The sequence below is a fragment of the Vreelandella profundi genome (genome assembly GCF_019722725.1).
Classification (GTDB): Bacteria; Pseudomonadota; Gammaproteobacteria; order Pseudomonadales; family Halomonadaceae; genus Vreelandella; species Vreelandella profundi.
Window position 1 is genome coordinate 1,914,014 of the sequence record NZ_CP077941.1, and the last position, 17,002, is coordinate 1,931,015.

General features: G+C 54.2%; 13 protein-coding genes. 5 read left to right on the forward strand and 8 right to left on the reverse strand.

The window, feature by feature from the left end:
* Nucleotides 1-56: 56 nt before the first annotated feature.
* From KUO20_RS08790 to leuC, 8 genes are all read right to left on the reverse strand, one after another.
* The gene (locus tag KUO20_RS08790) at nt 57-695 is read right to left on the reverse strand and encodes a phosphoribosylanthranilate isomerase (protein WP_235039508.1); all 639 of its coding nucleotides are present in this window, start codon (nt 693-695) and stop codon (nt 57-59) included.
* On the reverse strand, nt 692-1,627 hold the full coding sequence (gene truA, locus KUO20_RS08795; protein WP_235039509.1) for a tRNA pseudouridine(38-40) synthase TruA: 936 nt from the start codon (nt 1,625-1,627) through the stop codon (nt 692-694). Before truA ends, KUO20_RS08790 begins: the two co-directional genes overlap by 4 nt.
* 156 nt (nt 1,628-1,783) lie before the next feature.
* A complete protein-coding gene (locus KUO20_RS08800; RefSeq protein WP_235039510.1) occupies nt 1,784-3,436 on the reverse strand; it encodes a glucan biosynthesis protein D in 1,653 nt (550 codons plus the stop codon).
* A gap of 136 nt (nt 3,437-3,572) precedes the next feature.
* Complete coding sequence (locus KUO20_RS08805) at nt 3,573-4,940, reverse strand: type IV pilus assembly protein FimV (RefSeq protein WP_235039511.1); 1,368 nt, start codon at nt 4,938-4,940, stop codon at nt 3,573-3,575.
* Between the two features lie 175 nt (nt 4,941-5,115).
* Complete coding sequence (gene asd / locus KUO20_RS08810) at nt 5,116-6,228, reverse strand: aspartate-semialdehyde dehydrogenase (RefSeq protein WP_235039512.1); 1,113 nt, start codon at nt 6,226-6,228, stop codon at nt 5,116-5,118.
* A 119-nt stretch (nt 6,229-6,347) separates the two neighbouring features.
* A complete protein-coding gene (gene leuB, locus KUO20_RS08815; protein WP_235039513.1) occupies nt 6,348-7,427 on the reverse strand; it encodes a 3-isopropylmalate dehydrogenase in 1,080 nt (359 codons plus the stop codon).
* A 37-nt stretch (nt 7,428-7,464) separates the two neighbouring features.
* A complete protein-coding gene (gene leuD / locus KUO20_RS08820) occupies nt 7,465-8,112 on the reverse strand; it encodes a 3-isopropylmalate dehydratase small subunit (protein WP_235039514.1) in 648 nt (215 codons plus the stop codon).
* Between the two features lie 3 nt (nt 8,113-8,115).
* Nucleotides 8,116-9,567 carry a 3-isopropylmalate dehydratase large subunit gene (gene leuC, locus KUO20_RS08825; RefSeq protein WP_235039515.1) on the reverse strand — a complete coding sequence of 484 codons (1,452 nt, stop codon included), beginning with the start codon at nt 9,565-9,567 and terminating at the stop codon, nt 8,116-8,118.
* Nucleotides 9,568-9,722: 155 nt separating this feature from the next.
* On the opposite strand from leuC, the gene KUO20_RS08830 reads away from it, so the two are divergent.
* From KUO20_RS08830 to KUO20_RS08850, 5 genes are all read left to right on the forward strand, one after another.
* Complete coding sequence (locus KUO20_RS08830; RefSeq protein ID WP_235039516.1) at nt 9,723-10,640, forward strand: LysR family transcriptional regulator; 918 nt, start codon at nt 9,723-9,725, stop codon at nt 10,638-10,640.
* A gap of 261 nt (nt 10,641-10,901) precedes the next feature.
* Nucleotides 10,902-13,328, forward strand: coding sequence for a poly-beta-1,6 N-acetyl-D-glucosamine export porin PgaA (gene pgaA, locus KUO20_RS08835; protein WP_235039517.1), 2,427 nt, complete (start codon nt 10,902-10,904; stop codon nt 13,326-13,328).
* A complete protein-coding gene (pgaB, locus tag KUO20_RS08840; RefSeq protein WP_235039518.1) occupies nt 13,325-15,286 on the forward strand; it encodes a poly-beta-1,6-N-acetyl-D-glucosamine N-deacetylase PgaB in 1,962 nt (653 codons plus the stop codon). Before pgaA ends, pgaB begins: the two co-directional genes overlap by 4 nt.
* Complete coding sequence (gene pgaC / locus KUO20_RS08845) at nt 15,283-16,533, forward strand: poly-beta-1,6-N-acetyl-D-glucosamine synthase (protein ID WP_235039519.1); 1,251 nt, start codon at nt 15,283-15,285, stop codon at nt 16,531-16,533. The genes pgaB and pgaC overlap by 4 nt, the downstream gene beginning before the upstream one ends.
* Nucleotides 16,523-16,897 carry a hypothetical protein gene (locus tag KUO20_RS08850; protein WP_235039520.1) on the forward strand — a complete coding sequence of 125 codons (375 nt, stop codon included), beginning with the start codon at nt 16,523-16,525 and terminating at the stop codon, nt 16,895-16,897. Before pgaC ends, KUO20_RS08850 begins: the two co-directional genes overlap by 11 nt.
* Nucleotides 16,898-17,002: the final 105 nt, after the last annotated feature.

A 17,002-nucleotide genomic window follows, 5' to 3' on the forward strand; every position in this document is an offset into this window, starting at 1 on the left:
CCAGAACAGGCAAACAATAAATGGATCAACGTAAAACGCAGCTCGATAAACATAGGCTAACGAGTATCGGCTAATGCCACATGGCGAACAAAAGCAGCCATTTTGGCAGCATCTTTACAGCCGTAGGTAGCTTCAATACCACCTGACACATCAACGGCATAGGGCATAACGTGACGCACAGCATCGGCAATATTGTCTGGCGTCAGCCCACCGGCGAGGATAACAGGTTTTGCAAGATTTGCGGGGATTCTCGACCAATCGAAGGTCTCCCCGGTGCCTCCCGGGGTTCCTGGCCGATAGGCATCTAAAAGCAGCGCCTGGGCCTGGTGATAGCGCCTAGCCTGTTGTGCCAAGTCTATTTCATCACGCATACGCAATGCTTTTATCCACGGCACTCCATACTGCTGGCAGTCTTCAGGCGTTTCGTCACCATGAAACTGGAGCAAATCAAGATGCGGCAAACACCGCTCAATCAACTCCTCAGACTGATCCACAAACAGTCCAACGCGGGTCACAAAGGCAGGCACGCGAGCAGAAAGTAAAGCTAGCTGCTCAACAGTCACACTGCGCTTACTTTTTGGCCACATGACGAAACCTAACGCATCGACGCCTAGCGCGACGGCGCTGTCGATATCATCATGACGGGTAAAGCCGCAAAACTTGATCCGCGTACGCGTTAATGGGTGAGCATTCAAAACGACGCTTCCTGTTCAGAGCTAGGCGCACTGTTTAGCGAGCGGCTGCGGCGATAGGCAACGCGGGGCGTATCCGGCAATTCGCGCTCGCCCGTCCACTCGCCGGTAAATGAAAGAAGATGCGGCCCCAGGGGCTCTTTAGGCAAATCAAAGCGCTCATCATAAACGGAATCGACAAAATGCAGCCCACAGGCTGGCGCGGTAACGTCGCCCTTACGTCGATTCTGCAGTGCTAGCAGTTCGCCAATATACGCCTCGCTCTGCGCGCCGCGCCCAACGCTAACCAGCGCGCCTGCAATGTTACGAATCATATGATGCAAAAATGCGTTGCCCTGGATATCGATCATTACGAGCTGGCCATAGCGTTTGACATCGATAAAATGCATATGTCGCCAGGGCGTTTTAGACTGGCAGCCAGCGGCACGGAAGCTGGAAAAATCATGTTCTCCCACCAGTGCCTGGGCGGCACGATGCATGGCATCTGCATCTAGCGGGTCACGGCACCAGGTCACATTGGCTCGTTCTAGCACCGGGCGGCTGATTTGATTTAGCAGCACATAGCGGTAACGACGGCCCAGCGCGCATAGCCGCGAGTGAAAGTCATCCCCCACCGGCTTTACCCAGCGCACGGCAATATCACGAGGCAGATTGGTATTGGAACCAAATATCCAGGCTTTTTCTGAGCGCCCTACCGGCGGGTCGAAATGCACGACTTGACGCGTAGCATGCACGCCGGAGTCGGTGCGCCCGCTGGCGTGAATCTGAATCGGCTCATTGGCCACCTTGCTCAAGGCGTCTTCTAACGACGCCTGAACAGAGGCAGCATGTTTTAAGCGCTGAAAACCGCAGTAATGGGTACCGTCGTATTCAATACCCATTGCCAAACGGCCAGTCAGCGGAATTTTCTCATCAAAGGGATAGAACAGCGTCATCAAGCCACGTCATTTTGAAGATTTTGAAGGTTCGCTATTATCCAGGCCTCGCGGCCTGAATGCTACCTCTTCAATTTCCCACTCTTCCTCAATCGGCCTGCGCAGCTTTTAGCAGAGGCTATTGTTGGGTTCTGGCGCACTGGGCTAAATTCAGCCTCAGCGTGATGGGATGCGCTCCGGGAACTGGCGGTCTTCTGGCATCGGCGGAAAGTACTGAAAGACCCAGGTCTCGCTGATGGTCTCACCCTCGGCGCTCAGCGTCAGGCGCATGTCGAGCGGGTCGATAGCGTCGCTGGTGGGATACCAATCGAACTGAATACGAAAGCCCTCGAAGTCATCTACCCAAAAAATCTGGATATTCTTGACCTCGCCGTCGGGCACGTCGAGGTGGGTCTGAAGCCCGATCTCGTTGTCGTGAAAGTGCTTAACGCGACCACCGACGTAATCGATCGCGATACGCTGCGCCCAGACTTCCGGGAAGTGCTCGCCTGGCGCCCAGCCTTCTGGGAAACCACCAATACCGGTAAACGTTTTACGGACTCGCGCCAGGTCGCTCTGCACCGGCGGGAACGCGCTCCAGTGAAGTTTGTAGGCGTAGTGCAGTGCCTGCCCCGCCTCGACCGCTGCTTCCGGCTTCCAGAAGGCCACGATATTATCCATGGTCTCACCCGAGGTGGGAATCTCAAGCATCTGAATTTCACCCCGTCCCCAGTCGCCCAGAGGCTCGACCCAAAGACTGGGACGGTTGTGGTAGTTGCCCACGATATCTTCGTAGCTGTCGAACTCGTGATCGGTCTGCAGCAGACCAAAGCCCTTTGGGCTGTGATCGCTAAACGAGTTGAACTGCAAGCGTGGCGGATTATTCAGGGGCCGGCAGATCCACTCGCCGTTGCCGCGCCAGATCGAGAGCCTGTCGGAGTCGTGAATCTGCGGGTGGAAGGTCAGGCACATGTCGCGCTGCTGGGTGCCGCAGCTGAACATGCTGGTCATCGGCGACAGCCCGAGCTGGGCAATCGATTCCCGCGGGTAGAGGTGCTTGTCGATCTCCATCACCACTCGGGCATCTTCACAGTGGATAATGAAGCGGTAGGCGCCAGCCAAGCTCGGCGAGTCAAGCAGCGCATGGGCCACGAAGGTCGTGGCGCCGACTTCCGGCGTTTCGAACCAGAAGCGAGTAAACGCCGGAAACTGCTCATTGGCTTTATCGGTGTAGGTATTGACGGCAATACCGCGGGCGGAGATGCCGTACTGATAGGTGTCATCGACCGCGCGGAAGTAGCTGGCGCCGAGAAAAGAAACGATATCGCGCTCGGTCAGCGAAGGTTCCTTGAACACCCGAAAGCCGGCAAAGCCCAGCTCACTCTGCCCTTCGAGCTGCGAGACATCGACGTGAGCGCCCGAATAGTTGAACAAGTTGGGACGAAAGTGAATCTCTTTTGCCTGGCTGGTCTCCGGGTCCACCGAATACATCCGCACCGGCTGGTTGAATGCCATCCCCACGTGAAAGAACTGTACATCAAGCGGGCCATTCAGTTGATTCCAGAGAGAGTGATTGGGATCATAGCCGATTTCGTTATACCGCTGCGGCGTGAGATTGCTCAGCGTCGGCGGCAACTGCTGAACAGTGCTTTGATAGGGTTTGGCGGCGAGGTTGCGGGCATAATCCTGAAGCCAGTCGAAACTGAAGGCTTGGGAGTCGCCATCCGCGATACGACTAGAGGCGCTGGCCGCGGCGAACAGAGAAGCCGATGGCAAGCCATACCAAGCCGCTAGCGCCACCGCGCTCTTGAGCACACTTCTACGATCCATGAACACCTATCCTTTGTATGTAGACAGTCAATTCGCAGCATCTCCGATCCGAGACCTCGTCAGCTGCATGCAAGATGCGAATTTCAGACGCCGTATTCCGGCGGCAGTTCCCTACATCAAGCCTTGAGCGCCCTCGTCATCGGTTATCGACCGGCTTGAATGCCACTTCCTCAATTTCCCACGGCGCATCGATTGAGCTAGGGACGCGATTAGCGCCAGTTTCACGCTGCGTAGCAAACTGTTCGTTAGGCTGATGATAATCAACCAGCCAGTGATCGGGGTTTTCTCCCTTTTCACGCTCTCCTAATGGGTGTCTACTGTGATCATCATCGACCTTCTGCTGCGAGGCAGGCACGCCTGCCGTACTATCCGGCCCGGGCGTTAACGTGGGTGAGAAAGAGGGCTTTATCACGGCCTCCGCCATCGCTGCGTCGTCCCAGGTCTCATCTTGATGCTTACGCCGCCAGATCAATAACACAACCAGTAGAACGATGGCCGTTAGCCCAAGCGGCCACTGGTAATCCGCGATGAAAGTGTTCGCACTCTGACCCTCGCTCGTACTGGCAGCAGGCCGCGTGGGCGGTTGCTCTGCAGCAACCGCTTGGCTAACTAGCGACTCGCTGAGCGCCTCGGCCAGCGAGGCAATATCACTGCGCAGCTCACTTAGCTCGGTGCGCATTAGATCGCGCTCGTCACGCATCTGTTGAAGCGCTGCCTGGTTTGAGTGCAGCTGCTCAGCTAGGGCGGCAGGTAGCAAAGCTTCAGGCGGCTCTAAGCTCTCTTCAATCACCGCGAGCCGGTCTGCTGCGAAATCATCGGCGTTATCAGCACTATGGGGAAGATCAAGCTCACTCGCTGGCATAGCTTGCGTAGGCGCTGCTGGAACCTCTGGCATAGCCAAACCTGAGTGCGCCAGTACACGCTCTGCATTCGGCACGCGTAGCGTTTGGCCTGCTCGCATCTCGTTAGCATTACCTGATGGAAAAACATCAGGATTAACGTCAACAAGCGCCGCCATCATCTGCTGAACGCTAGCAGCGGCGGGCTTAGTTCGCTCGGCAACGCTCCATAGCGTGTCGCCGCGATTGATATAAGCGTGCGGTTGGCCATCGTAATCTTGCGGATCAAAGAGCAAGGTGACATCGCGGGTCTTAGACCCCTTGGGATACTCCAAGGTGAGCAGCAGCTCAAGCCAAGGCTCCTCCATGGCCTGCGGCGAACTTAAATACACCTCGCGGCGGCCCTGCCGTTCCTGAACCCGAGCACTCACGCTAGCGGCTGGCGGCATCCACTCAAGCCCTGCGGCAGCGAATTCGGCCTGATTGGCAATCCTAATATTGATATTTTCCAGCGGGTAATCACTGCTTCCAAGCAGGGGCATAGAAGCTGTTAGCGGCTCATTTAAATAAGAACTGACGTTCGCGTACCCCAGCTCAACGGCAATGGCGAGAGGGCTCACCAAATTTAGTGAGGCACACACAGCCCATGCGCATATTTTTTTCATAAAGCTCCCTAGCGTATTGCTTTATTATTCCCACCGGCTAAACCAAATAGTGTTACTTCCCTCCCTATAACTTAACTAAATATTGGCTTATTTCCTATTCATGCGCGTTGTTGACACAAAAAAACGGGAAGCTGCGAACAGCTTCCCGTTTAGATCGATGTACAACCGCAACCAATTACTGCTCGCGTAAAATCTTCAGCATGCGCTTAAGCGGCTCAGCGGCGCCCCAAAGCAGTTGATCGCCAACGCTGAACGCTGAAAGATACTCACCGCCCATTTGTAGCTTACGCAGACGCCCTACCGGCACTTGCAGCGTACCCGTTGCGGCAGCAGGCGTTAGCCCAGCAATGGTGGCGTCTTTATCATTAGGAATCAATTTAACCCATTCGTTGTGCTTAGCGATGCGGTCTTCAATCTCATCGAGCGGCACGTCGTGCTTCAGCTTAATCGTGAACGCCTGGCTATGAGAGCGCATCGCGCCAATACGCACGCACAGACCGTCAATGGGAATCGGATTGTTGTCGAGGCCCAAGATTTTGTTGGTCTCAACGCTACCCTTCCACTCCTCACGACTCTGGCCGTTATCCAACTTAGTGTCGATCCACGGCAACAGGCTGCCTGCAAGCGGTGCACCAAAGTTATCAGTCGGGAAGCTACCGCTGCGCATCGCCGCCGTTACTTTACGATCGATCTCTAAAATCGCACTAGAGGTATCCTTCAGTTCATCGCCAACGCTTGCGTGGAGCTGCCCCATTTGATTGAGCAACTCACGCATATGCTTAGCACCTGAGCCTGACGCGGCTTGGTACGTCATGGACGTCATCCACTCAACCATGTCGGCTTCAAACAAACCGCCCAGCCCCATGAGCATGAGGCTGACGGTGCAGTTACCGCCAACAAAGGTTTTAGCCCCTTTGGCGAGCTGGTCATCGATTACCTTGCGGTTAACCGGGTCCAGTACGATCGTCGCTTCGTCTTCCATACGCAGCGTGCTAGCGGCATCAATCCAGTAACCTTTCCAGCCAGCGCTACGCAGATCTTTATAGACAGGCTTGGTGTAGTCACCACCCTGGCACGTCACAATGACATCCAGCGCTTTGAGCGCCTCAATATCAAAGGCATCTTTCAGCGAAGGCACCTCTACACCGATGTCGGGGCCGGGCTGGCCAACTTGGGAAGTGGTAAAGAAAACCGGCTCTATGCCGTTGAAATCACCATCTTCTTGCATGCGTTGCATCAGCACCGAGCCAACCATGCCGCGCCATCCCACGAAACCGACTTTCAACATATGAAGTCCTCCTGCAAAGAATGAGTCCTTGCATTATACACAAATCGTTAGGGTAATTTTGGAACCAGCAGAGAGGTTAAGGGCTGCTCCTTGGCGAAGCATCCCTTATTGGTCGTCAATTACTGCTTGGCAAACGCAGCGAGCACCGCATCGCCCATTGCATCGGTGCCAATGGTTTGCATGCCGTCAGAAGCAATATCCGCCGTGCGTAAGCCATCATCCAGCACGCTGCCTACGGCGGCCTCTATGCGCTCTGCCATCGCGGTCTCATCGAGCGAGTAACGCAGCATCATGGCAACCGAAAGCATCATCGCCAGCGGATTAGCAATATTCTGCCCAGCGATATCCGGCGCGCTGCCGTGGCAAGGCTCAAACATGCCCTGCCCGCGCTCATTTAACGACGCCGAAGGCAGCATGCCTATAGAGCCGGTCAGCATCGCCGCGGCGTCAGAAAGAATATCGCCAAACATATTGCCGGTCACCACCACGTCAAACTGCTTAGGCGCGCGGACCAGCTGCATGGCTGCGTTGTCTACGTACATATGCGAAAGCTCAACGTCCGGATACTCCGGCGCCAGGCGCTCCATCACTTCGCGCCATAGAATAGTCACTTCTAGCACATTGGCTTTATCCACCGAGCAGAGCTTCTTGCCACGCTTTTGGGCCATTTCAAACGCCACGCGTCCGATACGCTCAATCTCGCTTTCAGAATAAATATAGGTATTAAAGCCCACGCGCTCGCCGTTGCGCACTTCAATGCCACGAGGCTGGCCAAAGTAAATACCGCCGGTGAGCTCGCGCACAATCATAATATCGAGCCCAGCGACTAGCTCAGGCTTCAGGCTTGAAGCGCTGGCTAGCTGCGGATAGAGCATGGCCGGGCGCAGGTTGCCGAACAAACCAAGATTTTTACGCAGCCCCAGTAAGCCTTTTTCAGGGCGCTTAGAGAGATCTTCAATTTTATCCCACTTAGGGCCACCCACTGCGGCTAGTAGAATAGCGCTAGCCGCTTTGGCTTTAGCCAGCGTTTCCGCGGGCAGCGGGTCGCCGTGAACGTCGTAGGCAGAACCGCCCACTAAGGCCTCTTCTACTTCAATATCCAAACCCGCTTCTTGGCACGCCTTTAACAGGCGGGCTGCCTGGGCAGCAATCTCGGGACCAATACCATCTCCCGGCAACAATAAGACCTTGTGTGTCATGCAGATTCCTTAACAATCAAATCGATAAACGTCAGGCTTAGGCGGTATCACGGAATAACCAGGGCCGCGCAGTCCTATGTTTTTGCTCAAAGGCGCGAATAGCGCCTTCATCTTTCAGCGTTAGGCCAATATCGTCCAAGCCTTCCAGCAGGCAGTGTTTGCGGAAATCATCCACTTCAAACGCCAGAACCTCGCCGCTGGGCGTAACGACACGCTGGTTTTCTAAATCTACATCCAACTGGTAGCCCTCATTGGCGTCCAGCTCGGCGAACAGACGATCCACCACATCTTCTGGAAAAGTAATCAACAAAATGCCGTTCTTGAACGAGTTGTTATAAAAGATATCGGCAAAGCTAGGCGCAATAACCACTTTAAAACCGAAATCTTCCAGTGCCCAAGGCGCATGCTCGCGCGAACTGCCGCAGCCGAAATTGCGCCGTGCCAGCAGCACTTCAGCGCCTTTAAAGCGAGATTGATTCAGCACGAAATCAGGATTCAGCGGGCGCTGCGAACAGTCTTGACCAGGCTGGCCCTCGTCTAAATAACGCAATTCATCAAAGAGGTTAACGCCAAAGCCGGTGCGCTTTATCGACTTCAAAAACTGCTTTGGAATAATCAAATCGGTATCGACGTTGGCGCGATCAAGCGGCGCGACCAGGCCTTCAAAACGGGTAAACTTTTTCATGGCTTAGGCCTCCTGAGCGTGAGTGGCGTCATTGGCTGGCAAGGTGCGCACGTCAACAAAATGACCGGCGATCGCCGCTGCAGCAGCCATAGCGGGGCTGACCAAGTGAGTGCGGCCACCGTAGCCCTGGCGGCCTTCAAAGTTGCGGTTAGACGTTGAGGCACAGTGCTCACCGGCACCCAACTTATCCGCATTCATGGCCAAACACATAGAGCAGCCCGGTTCGCGCCACTCAAAACCTGCTTCAATAAAGATTTTATCTAAGCCTTCGGCTTCTGCCTGACGCTTCACCAAACCCGAGCCCGGCACGACCATAGCAAGCTTAATCGAGCTAGCCACTTTTTTGCCCTGGGCAACCTTGGCGGCCTCACGCAGATCTTCAATGCGCGAGTTAGTGCAGGAACCAATAAAGATTTTATCAAGCTTGATATCGGTGATTTTCTGGTTAGCGTGCAGCCCCATGTATTCGAGCGCGCGGGTATGGCTGCGCTGTACGGTTTCATCTTGCGCGGCGAATGGGTCAGGCACCTGGCCAGAGATACCGGTGACCATTTCAGGGCTGGTGCCCCAGCTCACCTGCGGCTCAATGTCTTCAGCGTTAAGAACAACCACCTTATCGAACGACGCATCCGCATCCGAAACTAATTGGCGCCAGTCTGTCACCGCCGCTTCCCACTGTTCGGCGGTGGGCGCAAAGGGGCGCTTGCCAAGGTAGTCAATTGTGGTGTCGTCTACCGCAATCAAACCCACCCGCGCGCCGGCTTCAATCGCCATATTACACACGGTCATGCGGCCTTCCATAGAAAGCGATGCAATCGCACTGCCGGCAAATTCAATGGCATAGCCTGTGCCGCCTGCGGTGCCTATTGTGCCAATAATCGCTAGCACCACGTCTTTAGCAGTCACGCCTAGACCCAGTTCGCCGTCAACGCGAACCTGCATATTTTTCATTTTTTGCGCCAGCAGGCACTGAGTCGCCAACACATGCTCAACTTCCGAGGTGCCAATACCGTGAGCAAGGGCGCCAAAGGCACCATGGGTGGCAGTATGGGAGTCGCCGCACACCACGGTCATGCCCGGCAGTGTTGCGCCCTGCTCAGGGCCGACTACGTGAACGATGCCTTGGCGCGGGTCATTAATTTTGAATTCTTCAATGCCGTACTCAACGCAGTTATCGTCCAGTGTTTGCACCTGAATCAGCGACACCGGGTCTTTGATACCGCTATTGCCCTCGGCACGTTCTTTCACCGTGGTTGGCACGTTGTGATCGGGCGTGGCTAAGTTGGCATCCAAACGCCATGGCTTGCGATTAGCTAAGCGCAGGCCTTCAAACGCCTGGGGCGAGGTCACTTCGTGAAGCAACTGGCGATCAATATAAATCAACGCGGTACCGTCATCGCGCTGTTTGACTAAATGCTGGTTCCAGAGTTTGTCGTAAAGCGTTTGACCTGACATGTGATTCTCCCGGGCGGCGCCCTTTTCTTGCTAGTTGGTCGTGCTAATGGGTCTTGCTGGCATCTCTGTGCCAGTGATGATTAGAGTGTTACGCGGGCTGCGCATAAAAGCAATTCATGTTATTCATAGTTTAGATTCCAAATAGGAATACCAAAATGGATACTCAAAGCCTACAGGCTTTTCTGGCCGTGGCCGATACGCAAAGTTTCTCGCGCGCGGCCGAACAGCTCCACCTAACCCAGCCAGCCGTGAGCAAGCGCATTGCGACGCTTGAATCCCAGGTGGGCACGCGTTTATTCGATCGCATAGGACGACGCATTGCATTGACAGAGGCTGGCAGCGTGCTGCTACCTCAAGCCCGAAGCATTCTATTTACCGTAGAAGATAGCCGCCGTGCGCTAGCCAACCTTTCCGGCCAGGTGGGTGGGCGCCTAACGCTTGCGACCAGCCATCACATCGGCTTACACCGTTTACCGCCGCTACTCAAGCAGTACACTCAGCGCCATCCAGAGGTAGAGCTAGACCTGCACTTTCTCGATTCAGAACAGGCGTATCAAGGTGTGTTAGACGGCACCTTGGAAATGGCGGTGGTGACACTGGCACCTCACTCCTATGCACAGCTGCACGTAGTCGAGCTATGGCGTGACCGGCTGTGTTTTGTTTGCGCAACGGACCACCCTCTCGCCAGTCACTCCCAGGCCCGCCATCGATCGATGGGTCATAAAGGCCTGTCACTCGCGGCGCTGTGTGACTATCACTGCGTGATGCCCGGGGCAAAGACGTTTACCGGCTCGCTCATTGCTCAGCGGTTCAATGAAGCAGGCCTTCAGCTACCGGTCAGTATGGCCACCAACTACTTAGAAACGCTTAAAATGATGTGCAGCGTTGGCTTAGGCTGGAGCCTGCTACCAGAGAAAATGATCGACAATGAGCTGGTAGAACTCAATGTAGACACTGCGCCCATCTATCGCCCGTTAGGCTATTTAGTACATACCAACCGTACGCCTTCTAACGCCGCTCGCCGGATGATCGAACAGCTAGAGCAAGCTTCCCAAGATGCAGCGCTTCTATAGAGCCTTAGAGACACCTATAGCGATTTAGTTATACCTATAGCGTTTTAGTAATCCTGCTATTCTGAAGCGTCTGCGCATTGCCTAGCTAAAAGTGATGAGCAAACAAAAACAGGCATTAGAATTCTCACCCTTTTTGCTGACAACAACCCTTTTCAAGTTCACGTTTTAGTCGTGCACTGACTTCAAAGATACTCCTATACACTAAGCAGATACATTTGATTACAAAATGTCGCCACTGCCCTTCAGTGTAGGAACCTCATTATGCACAGCCGCCCTAACGCCCTACTGCCGATTTGCCTGCTCGCCTGCCTAACCGCTGGAGCAGCGCAGGGGCAGACCACGACGGATGCGCAACGCGAGGCTTTGGTTGTCCAGGCGCGCCAAGGGGCGCTGCAAACCTCTATTAATGGTCTGCAAACCCTTTATTACCAAACCCAAAATGTGCGTGTACGCGAAGACTTAGTGGCTTTACTGGTGCGCGCTGATCGTTACCAGGAAGCATTGGCTGTGTGTAGCGGGTGCCAAACAGACGACTATAGCGATTCTGAACTTGCCAACCTTGCCGGCGCGGCGCGCAGCGCGGGTGACTTTCCGCAAGCACTGGTATTGTTTCGCGCCTTAACGTATCGCAACCCGGCAAACGCGCAGGGCTGGCTGGGGCAAGCCCTGGTGCATACCGATATGGGTAATCACACCCTCGCGGATATTTCTCTACAGCAGTACAACCAAGTCGCAGGCACTACCACCGCAGGGCTTGAGGCACGAGGCTACTTGGCGGCACGTACCGCCAACGCCATGCAAGAGCTGAGTGCCCGGCAGGCGCTAGTGGCGCAAGACCCAGGCAACACGAGTGAATTACATGCGCTTTATCGCTTAGCCGTCGGCTTAGGGGCGAGTTCGGCAGCTCGGCGCATCATGCAGACCAATCCTGATACGTTTACTAGCAGCGATCGTCTCTGGCTTACCTATTACGAAGGCGTCACTGACATCCGTCTGGGCATTCATACGGATCAGCCCTTTCGCGTTCGCAGCGGCTTAGATGAGTTGAATAGCGTCCTGAGTGAGCCCGACGCCCCGCCTGAGCTGATCACTATCGCTGAATATGACAAAGTCGTGGCCTTGGCAGAATTGCGGCGCTTTTCAGAAGCAGAGGCACTCGCGGTAAGGCTGGAAAACCAGCACGGCCAGCTGCCAAGCTACGTTTCCCGAGCGAGAGCCTATGCCCTGAATGGCATGGGACGGCCAGATGAAGCCATCACTCTGTATGAAAGCTTGATACGCCAGTCCCCCGAACAGGCGACAAATCCCGATGACCCTCTTAACGAAGGGCTGTTTTTTAGTTACACCGATGCCCAGCGTTTTCGTGATGCCGACAAGTTACTGCAACAGTGGATGTCCAGTGAACCCGAACAGCGCCTGGACTTCACCCGAACACTGCGCATAGAAAACCCCAACTACCAAAAAGTATTGCTGCTTGGCGTACTTCTTGATGCCTGGCGAGGCCGTGCGGAAGAAGCCAGCGAACAGCTCGCTGCCTATCAAAACCAAGCGCCCGCCGATCCCTATCTTTGGCTAATGAAAGGTGATCTTGAACGCAGTCGAGGCTGGCCTAGGCAAGCAGAAGACTCCTATCAACATGCCGCTCCTCTACTTCAGCCCGACAATCAGGACGCCGCTCGCCACGGCGTGTTACTCGCAAGGTTACAGCGCGGCCAGTGGGAAGGTACCACCACGGAGGTCGCTAAAGAAATTGCACAGGCCCGCCCCAGCGCGACACGTGACGACCTAGTCCGTGAATGGCGAGAACTTCGCGCCCCCCAGTTGAGCAGCTCGTTCGAGCGCAGTGAAGGTCAGGGAAGCGGTACCCAAGCATCACGGGAATGGCAATATGAAGTTCTTCTAGAAGGCCCCCGCAACAGCAGCGGTTCGCGCCCCTTCGCCCAGCGAATTGGTCAATATGGCGAGTTTGAAGGCGAGAATCTTTATGCGTCTTATAACGTGGCGGGATATGAATGGAATCTGCATCCTGCCACCTTAAAGTTAGCGGCTGGACAAGGGACACAGCTCAATGAAGATTTTCTGGCCCTGGCAGAACTACGCTACGCCCCTACCGATCATTTAACGACCACTCTCGCCGTTGAAATCAATACCACCGATACCCCGCTACGCGCCTTACGCGATGGCATTAACGCTGACCGCTATCGAGGTGAATTAGCCTATCGCCGCGATGAACGGGGTGCCGGTGCCATTGGCGTGATGGCCACCGACTTTGACGACAGCAACTTACGCCAATCTATTTACGGCTACTGGAATCAGACGCTCTATCACTTGGACCGCTGGCAGCTTAATGGCGAGATACAGGCGTCCACCTCACGCAATGATGATGTTGAAGCCAGCTATTTCAATCCGGGCCGCGACGCCAGCCTAGCCGGTGTATTGACGCTCAACTATGAGACGCCCATCGATTATCGACAGTCTTTCATACAGTCGCTTTCAATCGGCTCAGGGCGTTACTGGCAAGAAGACAACGACAGCGAAAACACCTGGGCAGTGGGTTACAAGCATCAGTGGGAGCTAGTCCCTACCGTCAGTTTCGAATACGGAATTGCGCGGGAACGCGCCGTCTATGACGGCACGCCTGAATACGACAATGTTATTTCAGCCGGCTTTGTATGGAGATTCCTATGACACTTTGGCGCGTCATTTTATTGGGTGCTGTTTTGCTGGTGGTCGTTAATATTCAGCAAGTCCAGGCCGCACGCTCACCAAATGATTACGTGGTAATTAGCTACCACGACATTGTGGATGCCAGCGTCACTCCCGAGATGGATATCTATTCACAAACCATTACACGCAGCCGATTAATCGAACATTTCAATCTCATCGACGCAGGGGGTTATCAGCCCGTTAGTTTGCAGCAAATCATTGATGCCAAAGCGGGAGGCCTACCGCTGCCAGACAAAGCAGTACTGCTGACCTTCGATGATGGCTATCGCAGTTTTTACGATATCGTCTTTCCATTACTCCAGCTGTATAACTTCCCCGCCGTTCAAGCCGTGGTCGGTAGCTGGCTGGATGTACCTGCTGGCGGGCAAGTGCCGTATGGCAGTATTACGCTGCCTCGTGAGCGTTTTTTATCGTGGGCACAAGTCAAAACGTTAGACGCGTCTCCGCTGGTTGAAATTGCCTCTCACTCGTACGGCCTGCATTACGGCGTGGTCGGCAACCCCATGGGTAACGAACAGGCAGCGGCAGTGACCAGCATTTGGAATGCCTATAGCGGGTACGAAAGCGAGGCAGAATACCTTGAGCGGGTGCGGCAAGACATGGCGCAAACGCAGCGACGCTTCCAAGAGCAGACTGGGCGTAGCCCACGCATTATCGTGTGGCCCTACGGCGCTTATAGCGAAGCAACGCTTAACATTGCAGCGGAATATGGCATGGACTACACATTCAGCTTGCTTAGCGCCCCTAACCAGTTAAACGACTCAATGCGTACCATGAACCGCTACCTCATCGACCAGGAAACCAGCCTGCAAACCATTGATGAGATCCTTTCCAACAGAGTGTGGGAACCTGAAGAGCTGCGCATTGTGCATGTCGATCTAGACTATGTGTATGACCCTGACCCGATTCAACAGGAGCAAAATCTTGACCGCCTGATTGAGCGCATTTCTCGCTACGGCGTTAATACCGTTTACCTTCAGGCCTATGCAGACCCGGATGGTGACGGCGTGGCGGACGCACTTTACTTCCCTAACCGCCACCTGCCGGTAAGAGCGGACCTGTTCAATCGCGTGGCCTGGCAGTTAAAGAAACGCGCTAACGTAAAGGTATACGCCTGGATGCCGGTGCTGTCGTTTGACCTGGGAACGGGGTACCAATATGTCACCGACGTCCGAACCGGCGCGGAATCACCTGATAACTACCGCCGGCTCTCGCCCTACGTGCAAGAAAACCGCCGTATCATTCGGGAAATCTATCAAGATCTTGGTCGGCTGACCAAGTTCGATGGACTGCTGTTCCACGATGACGCCTTCTTCACCGACTTTGAAGATGCCAACCCTGACGCCATCGCCGCCTATGAAGATGCGTCATTGCCAAGCGATATCAATGCAATACGTAACGACGATGGCTTAATGACTACCTGGGCGCGCTTCAAAACGGCGTATCTAACTGACTTCACCTACGAGCTTGAACAGGCCGCGAACTACTATCGTCAGGCTGACAACAAAGTATTTACCACATCGCGCAATCTGTATGCCGTCACGGTGATGGAGCCTCGTAGCCAGCGATGGTTTGCCCAGGATATTCAAAGCTTCGCCGCCGGCTACGACTTTGTGGCGGTCATGGCGATGCCGTATATGGAAGAAGCAGAGAATCCCGATGAATGGCTGCGAGCACTCGCCCAGCGTTCGCTCGCGCAGGTAAGCGCCGAACAACTGGTCTTTGAGCTACAAACGCAGAACTGGCATACCCAAACCCCGATTCCCAGCGAAGAGATAGCTCAATGGGTACGTATTCTGCGCGAAGAAGGCATCAAGAACATTGGCTATTACCCGGATGATTTTTTACAAAACCATCCAGACGTTAATGTCATGAGGCCAGTCTTTTCCATTGGACGCCGGTTTAGGGCAACGCCATGAACATACTCAACGCTATGGCTATCTTCACCCTCGGCTATCCCAGCCTGATGGCGACCATATGGATCTGCGGGGGCATCTACTTCTACGTTCATTGGGAGCGCAAGCAACCCTGGCCCCAGACGTTTTCCTGGGATGAAAATGCGCCAAAGGTGACCGTCCTACTGCCTTGCTATAACGAAGAGGCAAATGTAGATGAGACGATTCACCACCTCTTCAACCAGAACTATCCGCATATGGACGTCATTGCCATTAACGATGGAAGTACGGATAACACTGCCACAAAGCTGGATGCCTTGGCGCTTATTCATCCCACGTTAAAAGTGCTGCACCAGCCTAATCAGGGCAAAGCCAGCGCCATGAACAACGGTTTAAGCCAGGCGATAGGCGACATTATTGTCGGCATCGATGGCGATGCGATCATGGACTACGACGCCATTGGCTATATGGTCGGCCACTTCCTTGGCAGCCCGAAAGTTAGCGGGGTCACCGGTAACCCGCGAGTTAGGACGCGCTCAACGGCCATTGGTAAAATTCAAACCGGCGAATTTTCAGCCATCATCGGCCTGATAAAACGTGCCCAGCGCATTTACGGAATGGTATTTACTATTTCTGGCGTTATTTGTGCCTTTCGGCGCAAAGCATTAGAAGAGATCGGCGGCTGGAATACAGACATGGTGACCGAAGATATCGATGTGAGCTGGCGGTTACAGCTGGCCGGTGGGCAGGTACGTTATGAGCCTAGAGCGATGTGCTGGGTGCTAATGCCGGAAACGCTACGTGGCCTGTTCAAACAGCGGCTACGGTGGGCACAGGGTGGCGGCGAGGTCTTTCTACGCTACTTTCCACAGACAGTGCGCTGGAAAAACAGCCGTTTCTGGCTGCTGATGCTGGAATACATTATCAGCGTGGTTTGGTGTTACTCGGTTATCACTCTGATACTTGTTTGGTTGGTATCTCATCTCTTAATGCCGATGGAGTGGCCCGTTACGGCAAGAGTACTTTCCTATTTTGGCAGCATCTTAATCGCCGTCAGCTTCATTCAGTTTACCGTTAGCTTTTATATCGACAGTCGCTACGACAAACAGATATTCCGCTGCGTTTACTGGAGTATCTGGTACCCCTTCGCCTACTGGCTTATCAATATGGCTACCGTGGTCATTGCCTTCCCCAAAGCCATGATGCGGCAAAAAGGCAGGCTTGCCACTTGGAATAGTCCTGACCGCGGGGAGCAATTCAATGAGCAATAAGCTAGTGCCCGTCATTATCGACAACCCTTACCAAAAAGGCTGGGGCTATCGCGTTCGCGATACCATTATCACCCTCGCTACGCTGGCGTTATGGGTGCTTGTGGTAGCAAAAATGTACATGTTCTTCTTTGTGGAAGAGGAGATTCTGGGTCAGCTTTATGACTCGGTTATGATCAAGTTGGTGCTAATCGGCTTTGTCGTCACCTTCCTCACCTTTCACTGCTGGGCGGTTTACAACCAGTTCCTGTATACCCGCCTATTAAAACGCCAGCTGCGCCACGTGCAGCCGACAGTGACGGCTATAGATAACGACGCAGAAGAATCTCTAGAGTGCAGTAAGGTGTATGAACAAGAGAAAGTCTGAATTCCCAATCAAAAAATGCTGCTGACCCCATAATTTGATGGGAACGGGAGATGAAACGATCAGAATATGAGCAGCGGCTAACAACAGAAGGTAAAGCTCAAGCGG